Source organism: Williamsia sp. R60 (assembly GCF_054063855.1).
Window position 1 is genome coordinate 1041441 of sequence record NZ_JBSSGR010000002.1, and the last position, 20343, is coordinate 1061783.

Here is a 20343-nt window from a genome sequence, read left to right on the forward strand (position 1 = left end):
GTGACGGCATCTGAGCGTGCCCTGCTCACCGACTCGGTGCACGACGCGCTGCAGGAGATGATCTTCTCCGGCGAATTGGAGTCGGGGAGCCCGTTGAGTGTGCCCGCATTGGCCGCTCGGCTGAAGGTGAGTCGGACTCCGGTCCGAGAGGCGGTGCAGCAGCTCATCTACGAAGGTCTTGCGTCCCATACGCGCAACGCCGGTGCCCGGGTGGCCTCACTCGATGCCCAGACGCTCAAGTCCGTGTTCGAGGTCCGGGAGGTTCTGGACGGACTGGCGGCGTACAACGCCACCCTCACCGCCACACATCAGACGGTGGCGCACCTGCGCAAGATGGTCGAGGTGCAGCGTGAATTGCTCGAGGATCCGGCCGACTCCCGGCGGGACGCCTCCCTCGACCTCCAGTTCCATACCCTCATCCGTGAGACGGCGAACAATCGTCCACTGGGCGAAGCGCTTTCGCGGCTCGATGGCCAGTCGCACCTCTTCCGGTCCGACGTGTGGACCGCCGACCTCAATCGCCGTCTCGCCGTGACCGAGCACGAACGGATCGTCGCGGCGATCGAAGCAGGAGACGCCGAGGGTGCCCGCACCGCCGCGTGCGCCCATGTGGCCGGGGTGTTCGTGCGTACCCAGCGGGTGTGACAGGCGCCTCCGCATCACTTCTCGCCCCATGTGCAGATCAGAAGGTTGAACAATGAATCTCTCTTTGCCGCAATCGCTCTCGCAGCTACGCGGCGCCGTGCTCGCCGACGGATCCGTGGTCGACGTCGACATCTCGAAAGTCGATGGTCACGCGGTCGTGACGGCTGTGCGACCCACAGACGAGCGCGCGGTTGCTCCGGACCGAGCCGACGTACTCGACCTGCGTGGGTACGTTCTGCTCACCGCACCTGCCGAGCCTCATGCGCATCTGGACAAGGCACTTTCGTGGGATGTGTTGCGGCCGCCCCTCGGCGACCTGCACGATGCGATCGCGAACTGGAAGGAAGGCAGCGCCGGTCTCGACGAGGAGTCATTCCGGACACGCGCGCGAACGGCCGCCCTGGCCTTGCTGCGCAACGGCACCACCGCCGTCCGGTCGCATGTCGACATCCTGCTCGGCCCCGACCCCCTCCGGGGGATCCGGGCCATCGACCGGGTTCGAAGGGAACTCGAGGGGGTGATGGACATCGAGATCGTAGCGCTGAGCAAGGTGTACGCCACCGACGAACTGGTGCATCAGGCACTCGACGCAGGCGCCGACCTCGTGGGCGGCTCACCGCACAGTGCGCCGGACCCGCTGGGCGACCTGGACCGCCTGCTGGCGATCGCCGAGGCCAGGGGAGTGGGCGTGGACCTGCACACCGACGAGTTCCTGGAGGGCGATCACCACACCATCGGGGCATTCGCCGAACGCGTGGCGACATGGCCGGCGGGCCGGATCCGCACCGCCGGACACTGCACCCGGCTCGGCACGATGAGCAGAACAGAACTCGCAGGACTGTTGCCGGTCATCGCCTCGAGCGGCATCGGGGTGGTGGCCAACCCGATCACCAACCTCTATCTGCAGGGCAGAGGTCACCCGGTCTCGACTCCGCGGGGAATCACCGCCATCGAACCGCTCCGAGAAGCGGGCATCCGGGTGGCGGCCGGTGCCGACAACGTGCGGGACGCGTTCAACCCGGTTGGGCGCAGCGACGCACTCGAGACCGCGATGCTGGCCATCACGGCAGCGCACGTACACCCGGACATCGCCATGGCGATGGTCACCGAAGACGCGCGGGCAGTGATGGGGCTGCCCGAGGCAGGCCCACGCGTGGGGGCACGCGCAGAGTTCCTGGCCGTCCGAGGAACGAGTGTTCTCGACGTCATCGCCAACGCCCCCGCCGATCGGGTGGTGATCCACGACGGCAAGCTGGTGTCGGTGAGTGAGACCCGAACCCAGATGGCAGTTTCCGCACACTGACTCGGACATTCCGGGCTCATCCGGCCCCCGCGGAAGATCGTGAGCGTTGCTGACGTTGAGGTGCCCGTGCGCACCAGCGAGACTCACCGACCGAAAGGCTCTGCCATGACTGCTGCCGGTGCCGGAGTCGACACCCACACCGGACATCCGGCGCCGGGCCGAGGACTACGGCTGATCGCCTTCCCCGCGGCGGTGTACGCGTTCGCGGTGGTGATGATGGGCACCACGTTGCCGACCCCGCTCTACCCCGAATACCAGCGGGAGTTCGGCTTCGGCAGCTTGATGACCACCGTAATCTTCGCGACGTATGCGGTCGGGGTCATTGCCGCGCTCATCGGGGTGGGACAGTTCTCGGACACGATCGGCCGCCGCCCGATGCTCTTCGCAGGCGTGGCGCTGTCACTGGTCAGCGCGGTCTTGTTCCTGATCGGTGGCAGTGTCGAGATCTTGTTCGTCGGGCGCTTGGTCTCGGGATTTTCCGCGGGCATCTTCACCAGCACGGCAACTGTCGCGGTCATCGAGGCTGCGCCTGCGACTCGACGCCGGATGGCACCGGCGATCGCCACCGCCGCCAACATCGGCGGCTTGGGCCTGGGTCCTCTGGTCGCCGGCGTGGTCACCGAGTTCGCGCCGTATCCGACGCGGACGGTTTTTGTTGTGCATGCCCTCCTGCTCGTGATCGCTGGTGCCGGCCTCGTCACCGTTCCCGAGACGGTGAAGGTGCGCAAAGGGGCTCGGCCGACATTGCAGCGGATCAGTGTGCCGCCCTCGGTGCGCGGGATCTTCCCGCAGGCCGTGATCGGAGCGGTAGCCGGGTTTGCGGTGTGTGGTCTGTTCACCGCGGTCGCCCCCAACTTCATGACCAAGGTCCTGGACATCTCGTCGCCCACGATCACGGGGCTGGTGGTCTTTGTCCTCTTCGCGTCCTCGGCTGCCACACAGATCGTCTTGTCGAATGCACCGGTTCGCCCATCACTTGTCGCCGGATACATCTCACTCACCGTGGGTATGGCCGTGTTGATCGTCAGTCTGGAGGCTGCGTCGCTGGCGGGATTGATCGTCGGCGCCGTGATCTCCGGGGCGAGTCAAGGCCTGTTGTTCAGCAAGGGGATCGCCGCCATCGCCGCCCGGGTGGAGCCCGAGCGCAAGGCCGATGCCACATCCGCCTACTTTGTTGTTGCCTACCTTGCCATCTCGGTACCGATCATCGCGGATGGCTTCGCCGCGCAGGCGTGGACGCTGACCACCGCCGGCGTGGTGTTCGCCTCGGTCATCACCGTGATGGCTGTGGGCGGACTGATCGCCCTGCTGATGCGTCCGCGTGACGCGATCTGACGGGCGTCAGCTGAACGTGTCGTCCAGAGCCGCGGACAGGTCGGCGATGATGTCGGCGGGATCCTCGAGCCCGATGGAGAAACGCAGGTGACCCCACTCGCGGAACTCGCTCGGGTAGTTCGCGACTCGCGCGCCTTCGGTGCCGACGTGCACGATGAGTGATTCGTCGTGTCCGAGCGAGACCGCCGAGGTGATCATCCTCAGGTTCGCAACAAACCGGTTCTGGGTGTCGGAGTCCCCACGGACGGCAAACGCCATCATCGCTCCGTGACCTCGACCGCCGAATTGGCGAGAGGCCAACTCGTGCTGGGGATGTGAGGCCAGTCCCGGATAGGCGACGTAGGCCACCCGATCGTCGGCCTCGAGGAACTGCGCCACCTGCTCGGCCGAGGTGAGATGTCGGGACAGCCTCAGCGGCAGCGTGATCGAACCGCGGCTGATCAACCACGCATTGAACGGCGAGATCACTCCTCCGACATCGACCATGGCATGAGATTTGATGGGATCGATCAGACTGCGTGCGCCCACCACGGCACCGCCCATCGCGTCCCCGTGCCCGTTGTAGTACTTCGTCAGTGAATGCACCACCAGGTCGGCCCCGTCGGCGAGGGGCCGATACAGCGGGGGCGGGGTGAATGTGGAGTCGACGACGAGCAACGCTCCGCCGTCGTGCGCGATGGCGGCGACCGCGGCGATGTCGGTGACCTTGGTGGTCGGGTTCGCGATGGCCTCGACATGCACCAGACGAGTGGTCGGGAGCATGGCCTCTTCGACCGCTCGCGGATCGGATGCGTCGACGAAGGTCGCCTCGATGCCGTATTTGACCGGGAGTAGTTCGGTGAACAGTTTCCACGTGGCCTCGTAGGTGACGTCGGCGACCACCACATGGTCACCGGTGTTGAGATACGTGAAGAAGACCGCGTGCAGCGCGGCAACCCCCGAGGCCAGGGCGACTGCGTCTTCCGCCTCTTCGAGCGCCGCCAACTTCTTCTGCAGCGCAATCTGATTGGCGCCCGAGTTGCGGGTGTACAGCGGGATGTCGGTCCCGGACCAGCTGACGTTCGACGGGTCGTCGGGCAGGGCGTACGAGTTCGCCATCACGATCGGCGTGCGTACGGCGCCAGAGCCCTTGTCCACCGAGTTGCCCGCGTGCACCGCGCGGCTGTCGAAGGACAGGGTGGACGGGTCGTCGTTGTCGGGGCGGCTCATGAGCTCAGATTACGACGCGGGCACCGATGTCACGCGGGCACCGATGTCGCGGAAATGGCTTTGCGTAGGCTCCGCAGTGTCATCGTCTGCACCTTCATGCGGGTGCCGGATGCACGATTGACGTGATCAACGCTGGCATAGAGCAGTGCCCACATCATGTTCACGATCCACTCCGCTTCGAGTTCGGCGTCGATCGAGCCGTCGGATCGTCCGCGTTCGACGGCTTCTATGACCGTGCCGTCCGTGAAGGCGATGTCCTGATCATTCACCCCGGAAGCGAAGAACAAGACGGCGAGCACATCGGTGAGTTCGAAGTACTCCTCGCATAATCGCAAGATCGCTTCCAGACCCGTGCCCCGTGCGAGGTCGGCGCGCTCGCCGGCGTCCGCGACGGACTGCTCGGCGAACCGCGCAACCGCACCGAGCAGATCGGAACGTTCCGGAAAATAGCGGTGCAACGTGGTGCGGCCGACTCTCGCGCGATCTGCGATTTCCGCGAGCGGCGCAGTGGGGGACTTGGCGAGTGCGGCCACAGCCGCGTCGAGAATTGCCCGGCGAGTACGCTCACGCGCTCCGGACTCCTCGGCGGTTGAGGTCGCGACCATGACGTGAGCATAGTCGCGCTGTCATCAACGACGGGTTGTCGCCGTACCGCGACGAACAAGTCGGTTTCCAAAATGGAACATGTGTGTTCCACTTGGGCATGGACACTTCGATCGCAGAGAACAGCCCTCCCGCGGCGGCATCCGGTGACCTGAAGAACATCAAGGTTCTCGCCGGGTTCGCGCGTCCTCACCTCAGATCGATCGTCCTGGGCCTCGTGCTGGCGCTCAGCGGTTCGGTCACCGTCCTCGCGACGCCGATGGTGACCAAGTGGATCCTGGATTCGCTGGGGAACGATTCCTCGATCGTCACCCCGGTCCTGGTGCTCGTGATCTTCCTGGTGGTCGGGGCGGTACTCGGCTGCGCGCAGTGGATCGTGCTGGGAACCGCTGCGGAGTCGATCGTCTACGACGCTCGTTCGTCACTGGTACGCCGGTTGCTCGGATCCAGCGTTCCGTCGGTCCAGGCCCGGCCGGTGGGCGAGTTGGTCACTCGCGTCACCTCCGACACGGTGTTACTGCGCGAGGCGGCGTCGAGCGCGGTGGTCGGGGTCATCAACGCGACCTGCGTCGCCGTCGGGACCATTGTGCTGATGGGTGTGCTGGACCTGGTGTTGCTCGGGGTCACCATGGTCGCGATCATCTGTGTCGCGGCGGTGTTCACGGTGCTGATGCCACGAATTGCCAAGGCGGAAGCGCGCACTCAGGAAGCACTCGGGCATCTCGGCGGTGTCCTGGAAGGCAGTCTGCGCTCGGTGCGAACAGTGAAGGCGGCCGGAGCGGAAGACCGGGTGGGCGCGGTCATCGGCGACAACGCCGCTCGTGCCCGCGCGCATGCGGTGGCCGCGGTGCGTGTCTCTGCCGGCGCCATGACGGCCGGGTGGACCGGCGTGCAGGGCGCGATCATCGCCATCCTCGCACTGGGGGCGTGGCGTGTGGAAGCCGGCTCGATGGATGTGTCGACACTGATCGCTTTTCTGTTGTACGCCTTCACCTTGATGGGGCCCGTGTCGGAGTTGACGCAGAACATCACCGCGCTGCAGTCCGGGATCGCCGCAGCAATCCGTATCCGGGAGATGGAGAGCCTGGAGTCGGAGGTCTCGGCTCCGGCGGTGAAAGTCCCACTGCCCCAGCATGGTGGTGCAGACAGCGGGGGAATCGTGTTCGACGACGTGACATTCCGGTACGGCGACGACCTGCTGCCCGCGCTCGACCGGGTGTCGGTCGAGATCCCCGCCATCGGTCACACTGCCATCGTCGGACCGTCCGGTGCAGGCAAGACCTCGCTCTTCTCGGCGATCCTCCGCTTCATCGAACCCGACAGCGGCGTTCTGCGACTCGGGGGCTTCGGGTATGCGGAGATGACGGTGGCAGAGGTGCGAGAGCAGATCGCCTACGTCGAACAGGAATCGCCGCTCGTACCGGGCACGGTGGGTGACAACCTGAGGTTCATCCACCCCGAAGCCGATGACAGCGAACTCGCAGAGGTGCTCACCTTGCTCAAACTCGACTCGACCATTGCCGCTCTGCCGGCGGGTGTGGACACGCCGATCCGTGACACGGACCTGTCGGGCGGACAACGCCAACGGATAGCGATGGCGCGCGCGATGATTCGTCCCTCGCCCATCTTGTTGCTCGACGAGGCGACATCACAGGTCGACACCCTCACCGAGGCGGTGATCGTGGACTCGATCAGACGACGCGCCCACACGGGCGCCGTGATCACCATCGCCCATCGCTTGTCGACGGTGCGACATGCCGACACGATCATCGTCATGGACGAGGGGCGGGTGAGCGCGGTGGGCAGTCACGACGTGTTGATGAAAACCGATGATTTGTACGGGCGAATGGTGCGAGCCGGAGGATTCGAACTCTCTCACGACGTACATCCGTCGACTCTGAGCTGATGCTCAGGGGAGTAGGTTCATCCGTCGTGCTGCGACTACCGCTTCGTGCCGGGTGTGGGCATCCAGTTTGCGCATGGCACTACGCAGGTAGCTCTTCACCGTCTCGGGACGTAACGACAGTCGCTTGGCCACATCGATGTTGGAACCGCCGAGCGATATCGCGGAGAGGACGTCGATCTCACGGGGGGCGAGTGCCACATCGCCCGGGGTGTCCATGTCAGAATTGATGATTCGGGCGAGGCGTTCGGACATGTCTCGCAGCCGGGTGGCCGCGCGGTTGTCGAGCGTTGCGCCCAACTGGCGCAACTCGGCATGGATGCTCCGGAGTTCCTCTGTGGCAACAGGATCGGTGTGTTGCGGGATGGCGGCGACCGCGGTCATCATCGCCACACGTCGGTCCACCTCGTCGCGGATTGCGATCTCTGCCGCAAGTCGTCGACAGGCCTCGACCACCGCGTCCGTGGTGCGCCCTCCAATGGGTGCGGCGTCACGCCGAGCTGCGTACAGGACGGCGCGCGGACGGTTGTCCACCACCACGGGCACGGCCAGCACCGATCGCAGGCCTTCGCCCAGAACCGGCCGGTCGTAGTGGTGGGTGATGGCGGAGGCGTTGCGGTAGTCCGAGACCGACGCCGGACGCAGTCGGTCGACCACACGGCCGCCCAGCCCCGACGACGAACTCACGGCCAGACCCCGCAGCCCGTTGGTTCGGGTGCCGACGAACTCGCTGAGGATCAGGGTGCCCGCGTGGACCTCACCGCCGAACAGCACCGGCGTCTCCGACCGCGTCGCCACCTGACGCATCTCGCTGCGTAGAGCGTCGGTGTCGCGTGGACGGAGTACGGGGGACGAGCTGGTCATGTGTCACCCCTTTTCGGGGGTAGCGGGCGGACAAGTGTGACCTGGATCCTACTCGTGTGTGGAACGAGCGAGCGAGAAGAGGACTCCGCAGATGAATGCCATCGATGACCGAGTGGCCGAGTTGCTGGCCCAGTACGACAATCCGCAGGCGTGTGCTGCCGACCTGCTGTGTGATCGGCACCCGGGTGATGCGATCGCGTTCACCGTCATCGACTCCGCAGGCGCCGGAAACGTGACGTCGGTGGACCTCACCTATGGCCACCTTCGGGAACAGTCCTCGAGATTCGCGGCGGCCCTTGCCGACCTCGGCGTCGAGCCGGGGGACCGGGTCGCGACGCTCATGGGGAAGTCCGCCGATCTCATCGTTGCGGCACTGGGCATCTGGCGTCGCGGAGCGGTGTATGTCCCGCTTTTCACGGCCTTTGCTCCCCCCGCCATCGCGTACCGACTGCAGTCCAGCGGTGCCAAGATCGTCATCTCCGACCTCGACCAGCTGACCAAGCTCGCGCCCGGCGAGGACATGCCGGCCGACGCGCCGTGGCAGGTGATCGCCGCCGGTAACACCTCCGACGACCGACTCCAACTGTCTGCGCTGATCGACGCGCACACGTCTGACGAACCGGGTGCGGCCGCGGTGACGGTCGGCGGCGACGGCCTGCTGGTCGAACTCTTCACCAGCGGCACCACCGGCACACCGAAGGGCGTCCCGGTCCCGGTGCGTGCACTGGCGTCGTTCCACGCCTACCAGGAGTTCGGCCTGGACGTGCGGCCGGAGGACGTGTTCTGGAACGCCGCCGACCCGGGCTGGGCCTACGGGCTGTACTACGCACTTCTCGGGCCGATGGCCTCGGGCACCCGAAGCCTGCTGCTGCACGCGGGATTCTCGCCTGCCTTGACGTGGCAGGTGCTCCGAGAGTTCGAGGTGACCAACTTCGCCGCGGCGCCGACCGTCTACCGCGCACTGCGAGCGGGGGATGCGCCGCCGGAGAAGATCACGCTGCGCCGGGCGTCGTCGGCCGGTGAGCCGCTGACCCCGGACGTCGTCGGTTGGTCCAGCGATGCTCTGGGTGTGGCGGTGCGAGATCACTACGGGCAGACCGAGCATGGCATGTTCATCGTCAATGCCTGGCACGATTCGCTGCGCACCGATGTACCGGCCGGCTCGATGGGACGGGCACTGCCGGGCTGGTCATGTGCGGTGCTGCAAGAGGATTCGGATGACGTGGCCCCCGCCGGAACGCTCGGGCGGGTGTCGATCGACACCTCATCCAGTCAATTGCTCTGGTTCAACGGCTATGTGAACGCGCCGGAGAAGACGGCGAGCCGCTACACCGGCGACGGCCGGTGGTACCTGACCGGGGACTCGGGGGCGGTGGACGGTGACGGCTTCTACTTCTTCTCCTCGCGCGACGACGACGTGATCATCATGGCCGGTTACCGGATCGGGCCGTTCGATGTGGAGAGTGTCCTTGTCATGCATGACGCGGTCATGGAGGCGGCAGTGGTCGGCAAGTCCGACGAATTGCGCGGCGAGGTACTCGAAGCGTATGTGGTGCTGCATGATTCGGCCGAACCCTCGCCGGAGCTCGAGGCAGACCTGCAGCAACTGGTGAAGAGGAAGTTCGCGGCCCACGCCTATCCGCGCAAGGTTCATTTCATCGATGCTCTGCCCAAGACTCCGAGCGGAAAGGTCCAGCGATTCGTGCTGCGGAAGCGGTGAGAAACGGTCGGAGCCGATCAGGCCTCTGAGCGCGCTCCTCCGCGCGGTTTGGCCGCGGGTGTCTTGGCGATCGGCAGGGCGCCGTGAATCTGCTTGGTCGCCTCGCGGACGATCCGTCTGGCCGAAACCCGCGCCTTGGCCGATGCGTTGCCCGCAGAGGCGATGCCTGCGGACTCGCCGAGAATTGCCACGGCCAATGCGGGCGATGTCCGGTAAGGGATGACCAACAACGTCGCGGTGCGTTTGAGACCGGTCAGGCAGATGATTCGTTGGGCGACCGGGATCAGCGAGTTCCTGATGCCGTCGTAGTCGACGGCATCGAGATCCGGGAACGAGTCGGAGCGCGACCAGTTCACCGACACATCCCGAACAACTCCGAGCAGCGGATTGAGGGCACTGACCAACAACGGCAGTTCGTTGCCGACGCGGGCGGTCTCGGGCCACCAGGCTCCGTCGATGTTGGCGCCGCGCTCGCGGGCGAGCGTGAAGCGGATCGGCGCCGACATCGGTTTACTCATGGTCAGCCACGGTCCGATACGAATGTGGATTGCGCTTCTTGGCGTTTGGCCTTCGGGTCGATCACGAGATCGGAGAACACCGGTTGAGGGATGTCGCCCGACGGGGCTGCTTTGTGCGAGTCATCAGAATGGCTCAGTTCGCGGTGCGAGAAAAGGTCTCGATCCTGCATGTTTGTCTTCTTTCTGGTGTGAGTGCCGATTGTGTGGCGCTCGAGTTTGTGGGCCGCGGCGAGGGGAATGGATCCAGCGGTCGCCGTCGGCGGTGAAGCATGAACACGATCTGCGAGACGAGCCGGGCATCCGGCTGCGATCTAGGGAGTGAACGAGCGGTGTATCGGTTTCAGGTCTGCTACCCGACACCGCAGCGGTATGGATCGGCCTTTCGTAGCCGCTAGCCATTTCATGCCGCTCACCTGGGCTGATGGCCCATTCCGACGCCTTCTCAGGCCAGGTGGGAGAGACGGCGGCCGGTGGATGTTCGAGCACGAACAGCGTTCGTAATGTGTCCGACGTCTCTAGTGTACGGGTACCCCGGCCACAATCGCGGCTGTGGGGCCCGCCTGTCGGCCCGCGCAGTTCACCTGCATGTGTCGCAGTAGACGCGCGCCGCGCGTTGACGACGAACAAAAGGAGAGAAGGATGGTCGGGGAACGCGAAAAAGGAGGTTCAATGGTGAGCTCGACAATTGTTGTCGGAATCGATGGATCGGAGTCTGCCCTCGAGGCAGCGGTGTGGGCGGCACAAGCTGCCGAGCGGCAGGGAAAGTCGTTGACGATCCTGGCCGCCTACGAGACACAGGCCGCGGCGTACGCGCCGGCGTTGGTCATCCCGCAGGACGTCATCGACATCATCCGCAAGGAAGCCGAAGAGAACGTACACAAAGCAGCAGCGAAGGCGCGTGAAACCGCTCCGTCTGTCGACGTGACCGGAAAGGTCGTGGAGGGCCGGCCCAGCCCGGTGTTGATCGACGCCTCGCATGACGCGGCTCTGGTGGTTGTGGGCAGCCGCGGCCTCGGTGGCGTTCGTGGTCTGTTCCTCGGATCGGTCGGTGTGGATGTCGCAGCTCACGCGACGAGCCCGGTTGTGGTCTACGCGGGCCCGGGTGGCCCCGGCCCGGTGGTGGTCGGGATCGACGGCTCGGAGTTGAGCGAGGCTGCACTGTCTGCCGCCTTCGAGCAGGCATCTCAGCTCGGGACAAAGCTCAAGGTGGTGCACACCTGGACAGACCTGGCATCGGACGCGCTGAACGGGTACGGACTCGATGCGGACCAGTTGCAGCGGCTCGCGGACGAAGCCCACGAAGTCGTCGCCGAGCGCATCGCCGGATTCGGCAGCGATTACCCGGACGTCGAGATCGAACGCGTCGTGGTGCCGGACGGCCCGGCCAACCAACTGATCGAACATGCCACCGACGCTCAGTTGCTCGTGGTGGGTAGTCGCGGCCGAGGCGGGTTCCGCGGGCTGCTGCTCGGTTCGACCAGTCAGGCCGTGTTGCACAAGGCCACGTGCCCGGTGCTCGTGGTCAAGCCGGCGCGAACAAAGTAGTCCTCTCACCCGGACAGCCGGACTCCGAGGTTCATCGTCCCTTTGCCGCGCGGTGGCGAAAACCCGTGGCAGATGTGGTGATCTGGGCCTAACGTATGCAGCTGTGCAGGTCATCTTCCGTAGAACAGGTCAGCGGCAATACGCCGTGGAAGCGCGTCGTCAACACGCCGACGATGTGGTGATGAAGCCGGCCCCCGGCTACGACGACCATCTGCCCCATGACCTCATCCACCTTCTGGTGGAACGTCATTGGCGGATCCAGGACGGCATCTTCGGACAATTGGCAGCAGGCGGCGACGCGCGCACCTTCGTGCCCCTCGATGCCCAGCGTGACAAACGATGGGCGAAGCGAAGTTCGAAAAGGAACGTGACCGCAGGACACGGTGTTCAGCGTTCGGAGTCGCTGGCTTTTGTCATTCATGTGCGGTGGCACCAGCGTCATGACGGACATCTGGTGCCACCGCGGCTGGATGATCGGATCGAGATCGCCGGCGCCACCGCGCGCCAAATCGATGACTGCCTCACCGAAGCTGATGGCCTGGCCCGCCGCTGGCGGCAGCTCGGCGTCGGCGGCGAACTGCAGTTCGATTGGCCGTGGCCCGAGCGCGGTCGTGTGAGGCGTGTCGTCGCCTAGCGGTGTTCAGCCCGTTTCCGCGGCGAGTTCGGTTCGTTCGGCGGGCTCGGCCGTTCTGAGCGGGACTGCTGTCCGCGGGAGAAGGAACGACGTCACAAGCGCCGCGACGAGCAGGCCCAATGTCAGCAGGTAGGTGTCGGCTACGGCGTCGGCGAGTTCCGGCCCTGCGTCCGATCGTTCGGCTCCCGAGAGCCCGAGCGCCGCGGCCATACCGCCGTGGTCGAGCAGGGGCACCCGATTGTTGAGGTGAGTCGTGAGCACTGTCGCGGCCGCCGCCGCGCCGATCGCGGCGGCGAACTGGTTGCCGGTCGTCAATATCGTTGTACCCGAGGGCATGTGATCGGCCGAGACGCCACGTAGGGCGGCAGTCATCACGGGCATCAACGTGGAACCGATCCCGATACCCATCACCACGCCGATCAAGGCGACCACGACGTACGAGGTGTTGTCGTCGAGGATCGTTGTCATCAACGACATTGCGACCACCGTGGCCGAGATCCCGAACCACACCACCATTCGCGGGTCCACACGATCGACCAGACGGGTGGCGATCTGCACCACCACGCCGGTGGTGAGTGCCTGGCCGATCATCAGTAGGCCGGCAGTGGTCGCGGTGTCTCCCCGAACTGCCTGGACGTAGATGGGCAGAATCATCATCGAACCGAAATACGCCCCGGCCACCAGCAGCATGGTCAGCGCGCCCGTCGACAACGACCGCTCGCGAAGCAACCGGAGGTCGAGCAAGGGACGTTCGGTGTTCAGTGTTCTCCGCGCGAAAAACGCCAACAGCAGTGCCCCGGCCCCGGCAGGGGCGATGACAGCGAGCGTGAGAGGGTCCCCGTGGTCGCCGGCCTTGGCCAGGCCGAACACGAGCAGTGCGCCACCGGGTGCCAGCATCAGCAGGCCCGCCCAGTCGAGGGGGCGTATCTCTGTTCCCTTTGTTCGCGGGAACACCTTGATGGCCAGGATGATTGCCGCGATCCCGATCGGAACGTTGATCAGGAACAGCGATCGCCAGCCCACGCTGTCGACGAGGAACCCACCCGCAGTGGGGCCGAGGACCGGCCCGATGAGCAACGGGAGGCCGAGCCAGCCCATCATCTTCCCTCGGTGCCGTTCATCGACGAGCTGAAGAGCTATCGTCATGCCGACCGGTTGCAGGAAACCTCCGCCGAATCCCTGAACCGCCCGAAAGGCGATGAGGCTCTCCACATTCCAGGCCAGACCTGCCAGGGCCGATCCTGCCACGAAGATGGTCAGTGCGCAGATGTACACGCGTGCGGCACCGAATCGTCCGATCATCCATGCCGCTGTCGGCATCACGGCGACAAGTGCGAGAGCGTAGGCGGTGGTCACCCATTGCACGGTCGCGAGATTTGTGTCGAACGAGTCGGCGAGCCCGGGGATCGCAACAACGGTCACCGTGACGTCCAGCATCACCATCAGGGTGCCCAGCGCGAGAATCGCTGCCACCTTCCTTGCTCGAGCATCCATGATCACGCCGCCCCTTGATCCGCCACGCGTGCCGATTTCAACAACTCGGCCCACCAGGTCAATTCGTCCATCGCCGCCCCGGCGGAGGTGACGGCGGCATCGTCGAGTTCGAGCGTTCCGTCGACCAAGTGGTCCCACGGCGCGTGGATCACCACGCCATTGCGGGTGCCGACCGAATAGAGTTCGGCGAACACGGCGCGAAGATGTTCCACGGCACGAAGACCGCCCGACATCCCGCCGTAGGACACGAAAGTGACGGGCTTCTTCTTCCACTCCTCACGGTGGGCATCGATGAGGATCTTGAGCTCGCCGGGGTAGGAGTGGTTGTACTCGGGGGTGACCACGACGAAGCCGTCGGCGGATGCCAAGACGGCGCTCGTCCGGGTGTCGCTGGGGTGGGCGAGGTCCACCATCTCGAAATCGGCGTCGCGAGAACGCATGTGCTGTAGGAACCACTCCGCGACCTTGAGGCCGATCCGGCCCGGACGGACCGAACCGACGATGAGAACGAACTTTGGCTGTGTGTGCGTCATGGAAAACGAGTATTCAAGTTCAAGTGAACTTGAAGTCAAGCTACGATGTGGTCATGCCACCGAAGAAATTGGAGATGACGGTCGGGGAGCTGGCCATCCGAGCAGGGGTCGCGCCATCGGCGGTTCGATACTACGAGGATCGCGGATTGATATTCAGCAGGCGCACGACAGGTAATCAGCGCCGCTACCACCGGGCGATGTTGCGCAGGGTCGCGTTCATCCGCGCATCGCAGGCGGCAGGCATTCCGCTCGCCACCATCGGCTCGGTACTCGAAGCTCTCGGGGAGCACGAGTCGCCGACCAAGTCGATGTGGCACCGCGCGTCACAACGATGGGTCGACGACCTCGACGAGCGAATTGCTCTGCTGCAACGTATGAGAGACCTGATGGACTCGTGCGTGGGGTGCGGCTGCTTGTCGATGAAGGCGTGCATGCTGCTCAATCCCGGAGATGCCTATGCGCAACAGGGGTTGGGCAACAACCGGCTGATCACCGACTCCTGCGAACGCAAACTCGAGGCGACCGACTAGCGGCAGCCGGCCCACGGCGTCGCCGGGCGCGTTCGGCTCCGGATGGCTGGCCGTCCCTGTTGCGGTGTGCGCAGCGGTGTTGCGCACTACGCTGTTGTTACCGCAACGAGCATTGACCGGAGGGCGGACTCATGATGAGTGCACAAACGCACGCCGATTGGACACCTCGAACCCCGTGGCCGACCGTCCGGCGCAAGTCGGTTGCCGGCAGTCGCGAGGTCGTCGAGTTGATTGCCCAGAACATCACCGCCGACCCCCTGGACGACCCCCACGCGTTCGCGCGCCAGAGCCGTCTCGCGACGGCGCTGCTACCGGCCGAACTGAGGGAGTTGCTGTTCGACTTCCTCGTCGACGGCGACGGGGGGCTGTTGCTCAGCGGGCTCGAGGTCGGCCCGATTCCGCCGACTCCCGACAATGCGGTGGGTGCGAACACACGCCACACGCTGATGGCCAGGCAATCGGCCCTGCTGCTGTCGAGCATCGTGCATCTCGTGGGTTACCGGCCGGAATGTCGCGGAGAACTGGTCCAGACGCTTGTCCCGGTGCGTCGCCATCTGCGTCGGCAGACGTCCACCGGGAGTGCCGTGGACCTCGAGAGCCACACCGAGCAGTGTCACAACCTGCGCACCCGCCCGGACTTCATCGCGTTGGGCTGCCTGCGCGGCGACCCCAACGCCTCGACGTACCTGCTCTCCGCGCGAGAGTTGCAGCGCAGACTGCCCGCGGAGACCTCGCGACTACTGCGCGATCCGGTCTATTTCACGCGCGTCGACAGCTCGTTCATCGATGGTGGCGTCCCAGACGAGGTGCGTGGTCCCATTCCGGTGCTGAGTGGTTCCTGGGACGACCCGGTGCTCACGTACGACGAGGACCTGATGTCGACGGCCAGTACGGAACATCGGAGTGCGCTGGCGGCCGTCCGGGACGTGTGGATGGCCCACCGCAGCGAGGTGGTGCTGCATCCGGGTGAACTCTTCATCCTCGACAACAGTCGAGCAATCCACGGCCGCAGCGCATTCACCGCACAGTGGGACGGCGGCGACCGATGGCTGTGTAGGACTCAGGGGCTGTGCAACCTGGCGACATCTCGCTTCGCCCGGCGTGAGGGATCGCCGATCATCGAGATCGAGGGTTGCTGATCAGTTCGGCGCCGGGCTGAAGATCCGGCGCGCGGACTCGCGAACGATCGATCTGCGGTGATCGACGACAGCGGGGGAGACATCGGCGTGGCCGTCTGACCCCGGGGTGGTGACCCAGCTCGACACCAGCCCGAAGATGATCGTCAGTACGTCTTCCGGATCCCAGTGCGGCTCGATCTGCCCCGCTTGCTGTGCGGCACGGATGGCGTCGATGCGGATGCGCCATCGCGGATCGGATGTCGCGAGCTCACGCAGTCGCGGAGCGCGGCCCTCGAGTTGGCCCCACAACAGCAATCGCTGGGTCTGGGGTCTGGCGACGAGGTCGTCGAAAAGGGCCACCACATAGGCGGGCACATCCTCGGCGTCGAACGGGACCGCATCGAGGAAGCGATCAAAATCGGCGTCGAGGATCGCGTGGAACAAGGCCACTTTGTCGCCGAAGTACGCGTAGAGACGCTCCTTGCTGGCGCTGGCATTCGAGGCGATGCGATCGATTCTGGCGCCGGCCAGTCCATGGACCGCGAACTCGTCTCGCGCTGCGTCGAGAATTCGCTGCTTTGTCGCCGTCACATCGGTGGGGGCCATCGATCAAGCATAGTCAGTCGAACTAGTTCGTTTGATTTTGGGGAGAAACAGGATTACCGTCGCTTCTCATGACCACATCCCCTGTGGGTACAAACGTGCCCGAAACCGGTTCCGCCGCGATCGACCCCGGACCCGCCAATCCCAATCACCAACGCCGCTGGCTGGTGCTGGCGATCGTGGCCCTGGCCCAGCTCATGGTGGTCCTCGACAGCACGATCGTCTCGATCGCCTTGCCGGACGCCCAGGCCGATCTGGGCATCACCGACGGCGACCGCGCGTGGGTGGTCACCTCGTATGCGCTGGCGTTCGGAGCGTTGCTCCTACTCGGCGGTCGCATCGCCGACTACTGGGGGCGCAAGCGCTCGTTTGTCGTGGGCATGGTCGGCTTCGCGGTGATGTCCGGCGTCGGTGGCATCGCGCAGAACGGCATCGAGCTGTTCATCGCCCGCGCCGGTCAAGGTGTGTTCGCGGCGCTGGTCGCACCGGCCGCGCTTGCGATTCTCACCACCACATTCACCCGAGATGAAGAGCGTGCCAAGGCATTTGCTGTCTACGGCGCTATCTCCGGAGGTGGCGCGGCCATCGGACTGCTCCTGGGTGGCGCTCTGACCCAGTATGTCGACTGGCGCTGGTGCCTGCTGGTGAACATCCCGATCGCAGTGGTCGCGATTGCCGCCGCCGTTCCGGTGGTCAAGGAGACCAAGGCGCACGGCGACACCAGTTATGACCTGCCCGGGGCGATCCTGGTCGCCGTGGGACTGGGTTCCCTCGTCTACGGTTTCACCCGCGCCGAGCACGGTTGGCTGGAACCCGACGCCATCGGGTTCATCGTCGGCGGACTCGTTGTGCTCGCGTTGTTCGCGGTGGTGGAACACCGGTCGGCCAATCCGCTGCTGCCCCTGTCGGTTCCGTGGCACCGCAACCGTGGTTCGGCACTCATCGGTATCGCACTCGCCGGCGTCGCGCTCGTCGGGAGCACGCTGTATCTGGCCATCTACCTTCAAGCGGTTCTGGGTTTCAGTCCGATGATCGCCGGTGTCGCCTGTCTGCCGATCACGGCGTTCATCGTGCTTGCGTCGGGCATCGCCGCGAAACTGGCTGTGGCGGTGGGGCCCAAGGTCCCGATGGCCATCGGCCCGGTGGTCGCCGCCGCGGGTCTACTGTTGCTCGCCCAGGTCGACGTGGACAGTTCGTACTGGACCGGTGTCTTCCCGGCCCTGGCCGTCTTCGGATTCGGTATGGGACTGCTGATGGTGCCGGTGCAGAACGTGGCGCTGATCGGTGTACGTGACCATGACGCCGGCGCCGCCAGTGCACTCTCGAGCGCGGGCCTGCAGGTCGGCGCGGCACTGGGTACCGCTCTTCTGACCACGGTGTACACCTCGGCGAAAACAGATGCACTGCCGTCGAATCCGGCCACATCCGATGCGACAGCGTTCCTCGCCGCCGAGGTGTCGGGTTACACGTCCGCGTTCGCGTGGGCAGCGGGTCTGCTGGTCCTGGTGACACCGGTGGTGCTGATCCTGGCCCGGGTCAAGAAGCACGACCTGCCTGCGCAGGGCGCGGTCCACATGGGCTGACGCCCGGGCCTCGTCAGACGGCGGAGACGGTCACGGGCACGCCATTGAGTACGGCGTTGCCCGAGACCGCATCCAGCAACTGCGGGTCGGTCACGTCGTTGGCGCTCGGTGCGTCGATGAGACCGGCCACCGCCAGTTGGACGCCGCTGCGGTTCTGACCGAAGCCGTGGGGCAGGCTGACCACACCCGGCATGATGTCCTCGGTCTCGGCGACCGTGACCGTGGTGCTGCCGGCGCGTGAGCGCAACACAGCCTTGTCGCCGGCACACAGTCCGCTGTGCGCCAGGTCTTTGGGGTGCATCAGAAGATGATGACGCTCTTGGCCTTTGGACAGTCTCTCGGAATTGTGCATCCAGGAGTTGTTCGATCGGAGATGCCGCCGTCCGATCAGTAGGAGCTCGCCGTCGTGTGTACCCACGAGGTCGCTGTGGACCCGCTCGAGATCGTCCACGATCAGCGAAGGAGCGACGTTCACCGTTTTGGACTTCGCAACCAGTTTGCGTCGGAGGCCGGGACGCAACGGCCCGAGGTCACGACCCGAGGGCGACTTCAGGAGGTCGCGCATCGTGAGATCACCGGGCCCGGTTCGCAGCAGCAACGCGATCAACATCTTCGGGGTTGCATGGATTCGAGCCGACGATGTGGCCGAGGCGGGGACGGCACGAAGCCGCTCACGCAGGCTTCGCTTGGTGGTGCGTGCCCGCCCGAGCGCCAGGGTCAGGTCACGGAAGATTTCCCAATCATGCTTGGCGCCAGCACTTTTCTTGACCACCGCGGGTGAGAACCGGGCGGTGTTGCGGACCGCGAGCTGATGGAACACCAGGTCGTAGTGGTCTCGTTCGAGGATCATCGTCGGCGGCAGGATGATGTCGGCATGGCGCGTGGTCTCGTTGACGTAGAAGTCCAGCGAGACCATGAAGTCGAGGTTCTCGAGGGCGTGGTCGAGGCGGCTTCCGCCGGGGGTGGATGACACCGGATTGCCGGCGAGGGTGATGAGCGTCTTGATCTGCCCGGCGCCAGGGGTGAGTATCTCGTCGGCGAGGGTGGCCACCGGCAGTTCGCCGCCGAACTCGGGCAGGTCTCGGACGCGGCTGCGCCACTTGTCGAAATGCCCACGACCGCTCAGCTTCCGGGCCACCAGGTCGATCTCGGGATCGGTCAAAAGAGACCCGCCCACGCGGTCGAGGTTGCCGGTGACAGCGTTGATCGCCTGGATCGCCCACTGGCACACGGTGCCGAACTGCTGGGTCGACACACCCATCCGGCCGTACGCCACGGCACGATCTGCCTCGGCAAAATCACCGGCGATGCGACGGATCTCGCCAGGATCGATCCCGGTGATCGGTCCGGCCCAGTCCGGTGTGGTGGTGGCGCACGCATCGCGCACGCCGTCCATGCCCGACAACGGGAGATGTTCGATGCGTGCGTTGTCCACGCCCCGCTCATGCACCAGCACATGCAGGATCGCCAGCAGCAGCGCCGCATCGGTGCCGGGCCGGACGAAGTGGTGCTCGTCGGCGATGGCGGCGGTCTCGGTGCGGCGAGGGTCGATCACTACCAGCCGCCCGCCGCGACGGCGCAGGTCGCGCATGCGGTTCCGGAAGTCGGGTGCGGTCATCATCGAGCCGTTGGACACCACCGGGTTTGCGCCGAAGACCAAGAAAAGATCGGTGTTGTCGAGGTCGGGAATGGGGATCTGGAGCTGGTGTCCGTACATCAGATGCGCCACCAGCTGGATGGGCAGCTGGTCGGCCGATGTCGCAGAGAACATGTTCTTCGAACCCAAGGCACCGAGGAAAGACAGGCCGTGGGTCGCGAATCCCAGGCTGTGCACACTCGGATTGCCGAGGTAGAGGCCCACCGCGTCGCGGCCGTGGACACGTTGTGTTGCCGAGATACGTTCGGCCACCAACGTTGTCGCGTCTTTCCAGCTGATCGTCTCCCACCCGCCGTCGGCGGTCTTGCGGACCGGGGTGCGGAGCCTGTCGGGATCGGCATGCAGATCGGTCAGTGCTGTCGCCTTGGGACAGATGTGCCCGCGCGACAGTGGATCGTCGCGGTCGCCGCGGATGTCGGTGACGCGGTTGTCTACCACGGTGACCTGCAGTCCGCAGATGGCTTCGCAGAGGTTGCACACGCCGTGCGTGGTGAGGGGCAGCATGCGTGCCGAGCCTAGCCCCCGATCACCGGCTTGCGGTCGCGT

General features: G+C 65.4%; 19 protein-coding genes. 10 read left to right on the top strand and 9 right to left on the bottom strand.

Going from position 1 to position 20343, the window contains the following annotated elements:
• From ACVWY6_RS11760 to ACVWY6_RS11770, 3 genes are all read left to right on the top strand, one after another.
• Positions 1–645 carry a GntR family transcriptional regulator gene (locus ACVWY6_RS11760; RefSeq protein ID WP_030170626.1) on the top strand — a complete coding sequence of 215 codons (645 nt, stop codon included), beginning with the start codon at positions 1–3 and terminating at the stop codon, positions 643–645.
• A 52-nt stretch (positions 646–697) separates the two neighbouring features.
• The gene (locus ACVWY6_RS11765; protein ID WP_457538175.1) at positions 698–1948 is read left to right on the top strand and encodes an amidohydrolase family protein; all 1251 of its coding nucleotides are present in this window, start codon (positions 698–700) and stop codon (positions 1946–1948) included.
• Positions 1949–2053: 105 nt separating this feature from the next.
• Positions 2054–3283, top strand: coding sequence for an MFS transporter (locus ACVWY6_RS11770; RefSeq protein WP_457538177.1), 1230 nt, complete (start codon positions 2054–2056; stop codon positions 3281–3283).
• A 6-nt stretch (positions 3284–3289) separates the two neighbouring features.
• On the opposite strand, the gene ACVWY6_RS11775 is transcribed toward ACVWY6_RS11770, so the two are convergent.
• Together ACVWY6_RS11775 and ACVWY6_RS11780 are read right to left on the bottom strand one after the other, a co-directional pair.
• A complete protein-coding gene (locus tag ACVWY6_RS11775) occupies positions 3290–4492 on the bottom strand; it encodes a trans-sulfuration enzyme family protein (protein WP_023962834.1) in 1203 nt (400 codons plus the stop codon).
• A 29-nt stretch (positions 4493–4521) separates the two neighbouring features.
• Positions 4522–5097: a TetR/AcrR family transcriptional regulator gene (locus tag ACVWY6_RS11780; RefSeq protein ID WP_062800510.1), complete on the bottom strand. Its 576-nt coding sequence runs from the start codon at positions 5095–5097 to the stop codon at positions 4522–4524.
• Between the two features lie 98 nt (positions 5098–5195).
• On the opposite strand from ACVWY6_RS11780, the gene ACVWY6_RS11785 reads away from it, so the two are divergent.
• The gene (locus tag ACVWY6_RS11785) at positions 5196–7001 is read left to right on the top strand and encodes an ABC transporter ATP-binding protein (RefSeq protein ID WP_457538179.1); all 1806 of its coding nucleotides are present in this window, start codon (positions 5196–5198) and stop codon (positions 6999–7001) included.
• Positions 7002–7004: 3 nt separating this feature from the next.
• Here the strand turns inward: ACVWY6_RS11785 and ACVWY6_RS11790 are convergent, their stop codons facing one another.
• On the bottom strand, positions 7005–7862 hold the full coding sequence (locus tag ACVWY6_RS11790) for a LuxR C-terminal-related transcriptional regulator (protein WP_457538181.1): 858 nt from the start codon (positions 7860–7862) through the stop codon (positions 7005–7007).
• A 91-nt stretch (positions 7863–7953) separates the two neighbouring features.
• Here ACVWY6_RS11790 and ACVWY6_RS11795 point away from each other — a divergent pair, with 91 nt between their 5' ends.
• Positions 7954–9582 (top strand): AMP-binding protein, encoded by a 1629-nt coding sequence (locus ACVWY6_RS11795; protein ID WP_457538183.1) that lies wholly within the window; start codon positions 7954–7956, stop codon positions 9580–9582.
• A 17-nt stretch (positions 9583–9599) separates the two neighbouring features.
• Here ACVWY6_RS11795 and ACVWY6_RS11800 read toward each other — a convergent pair whose 3' ends face one another.
• A complete protein-coding gene (locus ACVWY6_RS11800) occupies positions 9600–10100 on the bottom strand; it encodes a DUF5994 family protein (RefSeq protein ID WP_457538185.1) in 501 nt (166 codons plus the stop codon).
• 2 nt (positions 10101–10102) lie between these two features.
• On the bottom strand, positions 10103–10270 hold the full coding sequence (locus tag ACVWY6_RS11805) for a hypothetical protein (RefSeq protein ID WP_207779615.1): 168 nt from the start codon (positions 10268–10270) through the stop codon (positions 10103–10105).
• Between the two features lie 499 nt (positions 10271–10769).
• Here ACVWY6_RS11805 and ACVWY6_RS11810 point away from each other — a divergent pair, with 499 nt between their 5' ends.
• Both ACVWY6_RS11810 and ACVWY6_RS11815 read left to right on the top strand, forming a co-directional pair.
• A complete protein-coding gene (locus tag ACVWY6_RS11810) occupies positions 10770–11645 on the top strand; it encodes a universal stress protein (RefSeq protein ID WP_165842464.1) in 876 nt (291 codons plus the stop codon).
• Between the two features lie 103 nt (positions 11646–11748).
• A complete protein-coding gene (locus ACVWY6_RS11815) occupies positions 11749–12279 on the top strand; it encodes a hypothetical protein (protein ID WP_457538188.1) in 531 nt (176 codons plus the stop codon).
• Between the two features lie 6 nt (positions 12280–12285).
• Here the strand turns inward: ACVWY6_RS11815 and ACVWY6_RS11820 are convergent, their stop codons facing one another.
• Both ACVWY6_RS11820 and ACVWY6_RS11825 read right to left on the bottom strand, forming a co-directional pair.
• Positions 12286–13773, bottom strand: coding sequence for a DHA2 family efflux MFS transporter permease subunit (locus tag ACVWY6_RS11820; RefSeq protein ID WP_457538190.1), 1488 nt, complete (start codon positions 13771–13773; stop codon positions 12286–12288).
• 2 nt (positions 13774–13775) lie between these two features.
• On the bottom strand, positions 13776–14306 hold the full coding sequence (locus ACVWY6_RS11825) for an NADPH-dependent FMN reductase (protein ID WP_457538191.1): 531 nt from the start codon (positions 14304–14306) through the stop codon (positions 13776–13778).
• A 53-nt stretch (positions 14307–14359) separates the two neighbouring features.
• On the opposite strand from ACVWY6_RS11825, the gene soxR reads away from it, so the two are divergent.
• Both soxR and ACVWY6_RS11835 read left to right on the top strand, forming a co-directional pair.
• Complete coding sequence (soxR, locus tag ACVWY6_RS11830) at positions 14360–14836, top strand: redox-sensitive transcriptional activator SoxR (RefSeq protein WP_031333534.1); 477 nt, start codon at positions 14360–14362, stop codon at positions 14834–14836.
• 131 nt (positions 14837–14967) lie between these two features.
• Positions 14968–15975 carry a TauD/TfdA family dioxygenase gene (locus ACVWY6_RS11835; RefSeq protein WP_457538193.1) on the top strand — a complete coding sequence of 336 codons (1008 nt, stop codon included), beginning with the start codon at positions 14968–14970 and terminating at the stop codon, positions 15973–15975.
• Here the strand turns inward: ACVWY6_RS11835 and ACVWY6_RS11840 are convergent, their stop codons facing one another.
• Positions 15976–16560: a TetR family transcriptional regulator gene (locus ACVWY6_RS11840; RefSeq protein ID WP_457538195.1), complete on the bottom strand. Its 585-nt coding sequence runs from the start codon at positions 16558–16560 to the stop codon at positions 15976–15978.
• A 68-nt stretch (positions 16561–16628) separates the two neighbouring features.
• Between ACVWY6_RS11840 and ACVWY6_RS11845 the strand changes: the two genes are divergently transcribed.
• Complete coding sequence (locus tag ACVWY6_RS11845; protein ID WP_116915900.1) at positions 16629–18140, top strand: MFS transporter; 1512 nt, start codon at positions 16629–16631, stop codon at positions 18138–18140.
• 13 nt (positions 18141–18153) lie between these two features.
• On the opposite strand, the gene ACVWY6_RS11850 is transcribed toward ACVWY6_RS11845, so the two are convergent.
• Positions 18154–20301, bottom strand: coding sequence for a molybdopterin-dependent oxidoreductase (locus tag ACVWY6_RS11850; RefSeq protein WP_457538197.1), 2148 nt, complete (start codon positions 20299–20301; stop codon positions 18154–18156).
• Positions 20302–20343 lie beyond the last annotated feature (42 nt).

Coding starts and splice junctions, on each gene's coding strand:
- soxR (WP_031333534.1), top strand. CDS start 14,360: ATGCCACCGAAGAAATTGGAGATGACGGTCGGGGAGCTGGCCATCCGA.
- ACVWY6_RS11765 (WP_457538175.1), top strand. CDS start 698: ATGAATCTCTCTTTGCCGCAATCGCTCTCGCAGCTACGCGGCGCCGTG.
- ACVWY6_RS11820 (WP_457538190.1), bottom strand. CDS start 13,773: ATGGATGCTCGAGCAAGGAAGGTGGCAGCGATTCTCGCGCTGGGCACC.
- ACVWY6_RS11780 (WP_062800510.1), bottom strand. CDS start 5,097: ATGGTCGCGACCTCAACCGCCGAGGAGTCCGGAGCGCGTGAGCGTACT.
- ACVWY6_RS11835 (WP_457538193.1), top strand. CDS start 14,968: ATGATGAGTGCACAAACGCACGCCGATTGGACACCTCGAACCCCGTGG.
- ACVWY6_RS11845 (WP_116915900.1), top strand. CDS start 16,629: ATGACCACATCCCCTGTGGGTACAAACGTGCCCGAAACCGGTTCCGCC.
- ACVWY6_RS11790 (WP_457538181.1), bottom strand. CDS start 7,862: ATGACCAGCTCGTCCCCCGTACTCCGTCCACGCGACACCGACGCTCTA.
- ACVWY6_RS11795 (WP_457538183.1), top strand. CDS start 7,954: ATGAATGCCATCGATGACCGAGTGGCCGAGTTGCTGGCCCAGTACGAC.
- ACVWY6_RS11805 (WP_207779615.1), bottom strand. CDS start 10,270: ATGCAGGATCGAGACCTTTTCTCGCACCGCGAACTGAGCCATTCTGAT.
- ACVWY6_RS11840 (WP_457538195.1), bottom strand. CDS start 16,560: ATGGCCCCCACCGATGTGACGGCGACAAAGCAGCGAATTCTCGACGCA.
- ACVWY6_RS11850 (WP_457538197.1), bottom strand. CDS start 20,301: ATGCTGCCCCTCACCACGCACGGCGTGTGCAACCTCTGCGAAGCCATC.
- ACVWY6_RS11775 (WP_023962834.1), bottom strand. CDS start 4,492: ATGAGCCGCCCCGACAACGACGACCCGTCCACCCTGTCCTTCGACAGC.
- ACVWY6_RS11825 (WP_457538191.1), bottom strand. CDS start 14,306: ATGACGCACACACAGCCAAAGTTCGTTCTCATCGTCGGTTCGGTCCGT.
- ACVWY6_RS11810 (WP_165842464.1), top strand. CDS start 10,770: ATGGTGAGCTCGACAATTGTTGTCGGAATCGATGGATCGGAGTCTGCC.
- ACVWY6_RS11770 (WP_457538177.1), top strand. CDS start 2,054: ATGACTGCTGCCGGTGCCGGAGTCGACACCCACACCGGACATCCGGCG.
- ACVWY6_RS11785 (WP_457538179.1), top strand. CDS start 5,196: ATGGACACTTCGATCGCAGAGAACAGCCCTCCCGCGGCGGCATCCGGT.
- ACVWY6_RS11800 (WP_457538185.1), bottom strand. CDS start 10,100: ATGAGTAAACCGATGTCGGCGCCGATCCGCTTCACGCTCGCCCGCGAG.